At 62.6% G+C, this 5,627-nt stretch carries 6 protein-coding genes; 3 read left to right on the top strand and 3 right to left on the bottom strand.

From position 1 onward, the window contains the following. The 3 genes from WBV42_RS15150 to WBV42_RS15140 all read left to right on the top strand — a co-directional run. Window positions 1–1,447: lipopolysaccharide biosynthesis protein (locus WBV42_RS15150; RefSeq protein WP_423986765.1), on the top strand; the 1,447-nt coding region annotated here is incomplete at its 5' end. A gap of 144 nt (window positions 1,448–1,591) precedes the next feature. Then, window positions 1,592–1,957, top strand: a complete 366-nt coding sequence (locus WBV42_RS15145; RefSeq protein ID WP_423986764.1) for a hypothetical protein — start codon at window positions 1,592–1,594, stop codon at window positions 1,955–1,957. A 90-nt stretch (window positions 1,958–2,047) separates the two neighbouring features. Then, window positions 2,048–2,515, top strand: a complete 468-nt coding sequence (locus tag WBV42_RS15140) for a FlaD/FlaE family flagellar protein (protein ID WP_423986763.1) — start codon at window positions 2,048–2,050, stop codon at window positions 2,513–2,515. An 18-nt stretch (window positions 2,516–2,533) separates the two neighbouring features. Here the strand turns inward: WBV42_RS15140 and WBV42_RS15135 are convergent, their stop codons facing one another. The 3 genes from WBV42_RS15135 to WBV42_RS15125 all read right to left on the bottom strand — a co-directional run. Then, window positions 2,534–3,493, bottom strand: a complete 960-nt coding sequence (locus WBV42_RS15135; RefSeq protein ID WP_423986762.1) for a hypothetical protein — start codon at window positions 3,491–3,493, stop codon at window positions 2,534–2,536. A gap of 262 nt (window positions 3,494–3,755) precedes the next feature. Next, window positions 3,756–4,877: an XdhC family protein gene (locus tag WBV42_RS15130; protein WP_423986761.1), complete on the bottom strand. Its 1,122-nt coding sequence runs from the start codon at window positions 4,875–4,877 to the stop codon at window positions 3,756–3,758. After that, a partial coding sequence (locus tag WBV42_RS15125) for a VWA domain-containing protein (RefSeq protein ID WP_423986760.1) occupies window positions 4,874–5,627 on the bottom strand: 754 nt, incomplete at its 5' end. The genes WBV42_RS15130 and WBV42_RS15125, both read right to left, overlap by 4 nt.

Raw genomic sequence — 5,627 nt, 5'->3', positions numbered from 1 at the left:
AACAAGCCTCAGCCGGGAAACCCTCGGTGGAACCATCGCGCAGTTCGTGATGGCCGGAATCGGGTTCGCCGGGACCATCGTCTTCGCGCGATGGCTCGGTCCGAGCGCGTTCGGCGGCGTCTATCTCCTCTTCGCGCTGGTGAAGTTCGCCGACCGACCGATGAACGGCTGGTCGCAGGCGGCCAAAAAGCGCCTCTCGGAATCCGACGCGCTTCGCCCGCCCGCGTTCGGCGCACAGTTGTTGTTCGACGCCGGGTGGGTCGTTCTCGCCGCCGTGGTCGCCCTCCTCGCCGGTGACTTCCTTCGGAACTACACCGGACTCGCGCTCGCGCCGTTCCTGATTATCTGCTTGCTCGCCACCGAATCGGTGTACGAATCCCTCGAAAACCTCGTTCAAGGGAGGGGAAAGATCAGCGCCGCGACGTGGGTGGACACCCTTCGCTCGACGCTTACCCTTCCACTGCAAATCGGCTTCGTCGCGCTCCTCAGCACCGCCACCGTGGTCGGGTCCGCGGGAATGGTGTACGGTCTCGCGCTCGCTTCCGCGCTGACCGTTCCCCCCATCGTCGCGTACGTCGCGGCGCGCCCGACCATCCCGTCCCGCTCGTTCGTCCGGAGTCTCGCCGACTACGCCCGGTACAGCATCCCTGGGTCCCTGTTGAGCACGACGTACGACCGCCTCGACGTGTTGTTGCTCGGCTTTCTACTGGTGAACGGAACGTCGGCGGTCGGGCTGTACGAAGTCGCGTGGAAACTCACACTCCCCGCCGTCTTCGTCGCCGACATGGCGGGTCGGGGACTCATGGCGACGGTGAGCGCCAGACGCGGCCGAACGGACGGCGCGGCGCGTGACATCTCGAACACGCTCGCCTACTCCGGAATCCTCGCGTTTCCCGTCCTCTTCGGATCGCTTGCGCTCTCCGAACCGCTGGTCGTGACGGTGTACGGACCGGAGTACCGTGATGCCGCCCTCCTGTTGATCGGGCTCGCGCTCTACCGCGTCGTTCGGACGCAGAGCGGGCCGCTCCTCCAAGCGACCAACGGTCTCGACCGGCCGGACGTGGCGATGCGACTGTCGGCGGTTGCCGTCACCGTCAACCTCGCTCTCGGCGTCCTGTTGACGCTCAGGTTCGGCGTGATCGGTGTCGTCCTCGCGACGATCGTCGCGGAGTCGATCGTGTATCTCGGCGCGCTCCGTTTCCTCCGGGGTGAACTGGTCGGTATCCAGCCGGTTTCACGGCCGATGGTCGCACAAGTAGGTGCGAGTCTTTTCATGTTCGCCGTCGTCTCGGTCGTCCACCGGTCGTTCCCCGTCGGGTCGTGGAGTGACCTTCTGACGCTGGTTTCACTCGGTGGGATCGTCTACGTCAGTGTTCTCCTCGTCGTCAGTCCCGGCGTGCGACGGACGCTGGGTGAAGCAGTTCGGGGGTCGCTCTCTTCACCCTAGCCGTCCGGACGGATGATCGCACCGGGAACGGTTTCTCCCCTATTTGCGGTCTCTCCGAAATCCGTTCCAGTGCGCTGTCGCTTGTCGATGACGACACCGAAGAGGCAGAAGCTATAACGTTCTTCCGCGACGAATGAACTCGTGATGTCACTCCTCAAAATCAACATCGAAAAACCGGCACTCGTCGAGGAACGAGTGTACCCGGACGAGGATTCCGCACCCGCGACTGCCAGCACGAAACCGAAATCGTCCGACTCGCCGTCGCTGGGACTGTTGAAGCCACTTCTCGGTCTGCTCTTCGTCGTCGGTGCCGCCCTGTTCGCCTACAAGCGCCGCTCCGGTTCGAGCGAGGACGAAGCGTCCGAGTTCGAACCCGGTGACTTCGAAACCGACGACTTCGAGACCGAATCCGGCGGAAGCGGAAAGGGCCGTGTGTTCGGGCTTCTGGCTGGCGTCCTCTGCCTCGCACTCGTCGCACGAAAGCGGCGAAGCGGCGCGTCTGACGAGTAATCCAACATATCCGCTTTCTGAGCAACGATTTTCTAATCCCCCCGTACCAAGATTTAAATAGGTTGAAATGCTTGTCTTCTAAATATCAGAATGAGCATCAGACCTGCCGATTACGACCTGCGCGAACTTCGTCGGATGGCTGCCGAGGACGAACCACCCCTGGAACTGACCGCGAGCGAGGACGAACAGTCGGCGGAGGACTTGCTCCGACTCGGACAGCGTGAGGAACTGATGAAACTACAGACGAAGCTGTTGGCGTCCGGTGGGCTTCCGGAGAAACCCTATCTGACCGGCCTCCCGACGAGATACGGCGCGGAAGTCATCGTCTTCGAATGGCTCGACTTCCTCATCGAAAAATCCGGGTTCGAACACACCGGAAACGCGCTCTCGCACTACGCCGACATCGATTGGGTGAGCGACGGTGCCTACGAGTCGCTCAAGTCGTACATGTACGGGTTCTCGGAAACCGACCGCTTTGGCTCCGAGGGGCCGGAACCGCTCGACACGAGCGATCACGTCTTGAGTCTCATCTACATCGCCCGTCTGGCGTCGCTGTAACTATCTCCGTAAGCCGCGCTATTCCGCGTAGCCCAGATGTCGCAACCTGTCCTCGATGACGTCGTCGGCCATCTCGTCTCCTTCCTCCGGCGGCTCCGCTTTTACATCCCGGCGTTCGTCCGAGTCGATCTCTACCCACGGCACTTCGAGTAGTTCGCGTTTGTGCAATCCGCGGGGATGACCGTACGTTCGAATCGGTATCGGATAGGTTCGCTCGCCGATGAGGTTGCCGTGGTCAGACGTGATGGTGGTTTTGCCCGGCAGTTCGTTCACCAGTCGCTCCACGTGCGGCAGCACGATATCGAGGTTCTCCGCGTACGCGTCGACGATACCGGACACGTTCGTCGTTTCGCGGTACTGAAGCGCGTTCCACGGATGGGGATCTTTCTTGATTTCGTCCTCGTCGAGTTGCATCTCGATTCCGGCATAGTCGAGTTCTTTCCCCTTCTCACCCAAGAACGGATAGTGTGGTTGCATGAAGTGGGTGATGATTCGCTTGTCCGGATATCGCTCGTAGGCTTCGAGCGTTCGCTCAACGATCGTTTCGGGCAGGACGGTTCGGGTCTCCTCGTCCCAATCGTCGTCCAAGAGGTTAATGACGGCGTGGAACGTCCCGTCCGGAATCTTGTAGGCGTGCGGGTTCGAGGTGACGTACACCGTATCGTGGAGTTCGCGCCCGACGTAACTGGCCTGCATGAACTCCCAACTCTCGCTTCCCGGCGACAGTTTGCTCGTCGTCCGTCCGCCGAAGTCGGCCCGTGCGGTGAACAGGTCGTAGCGACAGGCATCCAGGATGACGAGGTTGTCCCAGTCCTCCGCCATCACGTCCATACGCGTGTCGTCGTTCACGAGTCGGGACACGTACGCGTTCGTGTTCACCGCGTCCTTTCGAAGACGTCGCGTTTCCCCACGAATGAGTTCCGGATTCCGTAGGAGACGAATCAGATTTTGGGGAGTATATCGCTGCCAGATAGCCATGTGCGAAACACAGTTCCGTTCCACCTTATTTATGCACAGTTTAAGAATCGACACGGGAGATGATCGGGGCGATTTTCGCGCTTACAAATCCATTTTCGCGGTCCGTTCGCATCGTTCACTCGGGTCAAATCGTTCAATAGGGAAGTTACACGGGGATCACTGCTGAAACGATGCGTGGCGATAGTCGGATGGGAAACGACTGCTCTCCAAGATTTCGAACGGTCGAGCGAGAACAAGAACTGACGTCGGGAGACCCCCCGAATCAGCGAGTTTCGGACGGCGTCTCCGCTCGATCGTGAACGGTGCCATCGACTGCCCTGAGGTGTGAGCCTTCGCGGCCGTTTTTGACTGCCAACGCCTCGGCCACGATGCTGTGGGCGACCTGATACGGCGCGCCGCCGCCGAGGTCGAGGCCGACCGGCGTGTAGACGGGATCGAGGTCGCCCAACTCCTCGCCCTCCTCCTCGAACTCGTCGATCATCTGCTCGAATCGCTCCTGCGGACCCATCAAACCGACGTACGGCACGTCGGTCGCGAGCAAATCGGCGAGCGCGAGGCGGTCGTCGATGAAGTTGTGCGACATCACGACGACGTAGGTGTCCCCGTCGAACGCCACGTCGTCGGTCAACGACCGCGGCGAGCTCGAGAGCACCCGGTCGGCGTCCGGGAATCGTTCCCTCGCCCGGTCGGCACCGCGGAAGGTGGCGACCGTCACGCGGAAATCCACGTTCAGCGCCAGATCCACGACGGGGGCGACGTCGTGACCGCCGCCGAGGATCACCAACTCCGTCGGTGGAACGATACGGTCCACGAACACGGTTGTCACGGTCCCCTCGTCCGTTTCCACGTCGATGGTCCGCGAGCGCTCGATGTCGGCGGCCCGAATCGCGTCGCCGACTTCCTCGGGGAGACCGTCGAAGTCGTCCGAGTAGCCCCGTTCGCCCACGTCGACGGCCTCGTCGTCGCTCGCCACGACGGTCGCGACAGTGATCGCTTCTCCCGCCTTGTAGGCTTCAACGGCGGGCCGCATCCCCTCGTCGAGCGGTTCGAGGAACAGATCGATGATGCCGTTGCAACCGACGCCGAGGCCCCATTCGTCGTCGTCGCCGGTCAGGTCGAACGTCTCCAGCGTCGGCTCTCCGTCGTCGATCACCCGGTCGGCCAGATTTCGAACCTCGTCTTCGAGACAACCGGCAGTAATCGCGCCGACGCCGCCTTCCGTCGGCGAGACGACCATCTTCGCGCCAGGTCGGCGGTACGCGCTCCCGCGAACGTCAACGACCGTCGCCAACATGGCCGGTCCATCGGCGTCCAGTCGCTCGCGGATGCTCGCCATCAGTTCCCGTTCCGGTACACTCCACTCGCTCTGTTCGGTTTCGCTCATTGTACTTCCTTCATCTGATCCGCGCGCGGTCTCGTGAGCGTTCGCTCCGGACCGTGACGGGAGAGTTCGGTTGCGATTCGATACAAGTCGCCAGAGTCAGCAAAGCCGTACAGTCCATCGAGATACGGCAACGCCGCCTGCATCCCACGGCAGGCGGGTTCGTAGGCCGACGACACGGCCAACGGATTCAGCCAGATGACCCGTCCAGCACGCCGCGACAGCCATGCCATCCCCGTCGAGAGGTCGTCGACGTCGCCGCGTTCCAACCCGTCGCTGAGGATAACGACGGTACTCCGCCAGTCGATGGTTTCGGCGTGTTCGTCCCGAAGTGTGCCGAGTGCGCCGCCGATTCGCGTCCCGCCGCCCCACTCGGCTTGGGCGGCTTCCAACGCACCCAGCGCGTCGTGGAGCGTCGATTCGTCGAACGCCGGGGTCACCTCGCGGAGTTCCGTGTCGAAGAAAAATATCGGCGTCCGTCGCCACGCCGTCCGCACTTCGCGCAGGAACTGAAGGAGGAACCCACGGTCCACGGTATCGAGGACGGACTGGCTCACGTCCACCAGCACCGCACCGCGGGTCTCGGTTCGCTTTCGAACGCGACCGGGGATGGGAAGCGGCGTGCCGCCGCTCTCGACGCTCCGTCGGAGCGCTCGGCGGGCGTCGACGCCGCGAGGGATGGAAACGGGGTCCCACCGTCGTCCGGGAAGCGACGACACCGCCCGCGTGAATTCCGCTGTCGCGTCCGCGACT

This window comes from Haladaptatus sp. (assembly GCF_049589095.1).
In the GTDB taxonomy this organism is placed as follows: domain Archaea; phylum Halobacteriota; class Halobacteria; order Halobacteriales; family Haladaptataceae; genus Haladaptatus.
This window is presented reverse-complemented; position numbering and strand designations above follow the sequence as displayed.

Coding starts and splice junctions, on each gene's coding strand:
- WBV42_RS15140 (WP_423986763.1), top strand. CDS start 2,048: ATGAGCATCAGACCTGCCGATTACGACCTGCGCGAACTTCGTCGGATG.
- WBV42_RS15135 (WP_423986762.1), bottom strand. CDS start 3,493: ATGGCTATCTGGCAGCGATATACTCCCCAAAATCTGATTCGTCTCCTA.
- WBV42_RS15130 (WP_423986761.1), bottom strand. CDS start 4,877: ATGAGCGAAACCGAACAGAGCGAGTGGAGTGTACCGGAACGGGAACTG.
- WBV42_RS15145 (WP_423986764.1), top strand. CDS start 1,592: ATGTCACTCCTCAAAATCAACATCGAAAAACCGGCACTCGTCGAGGAA.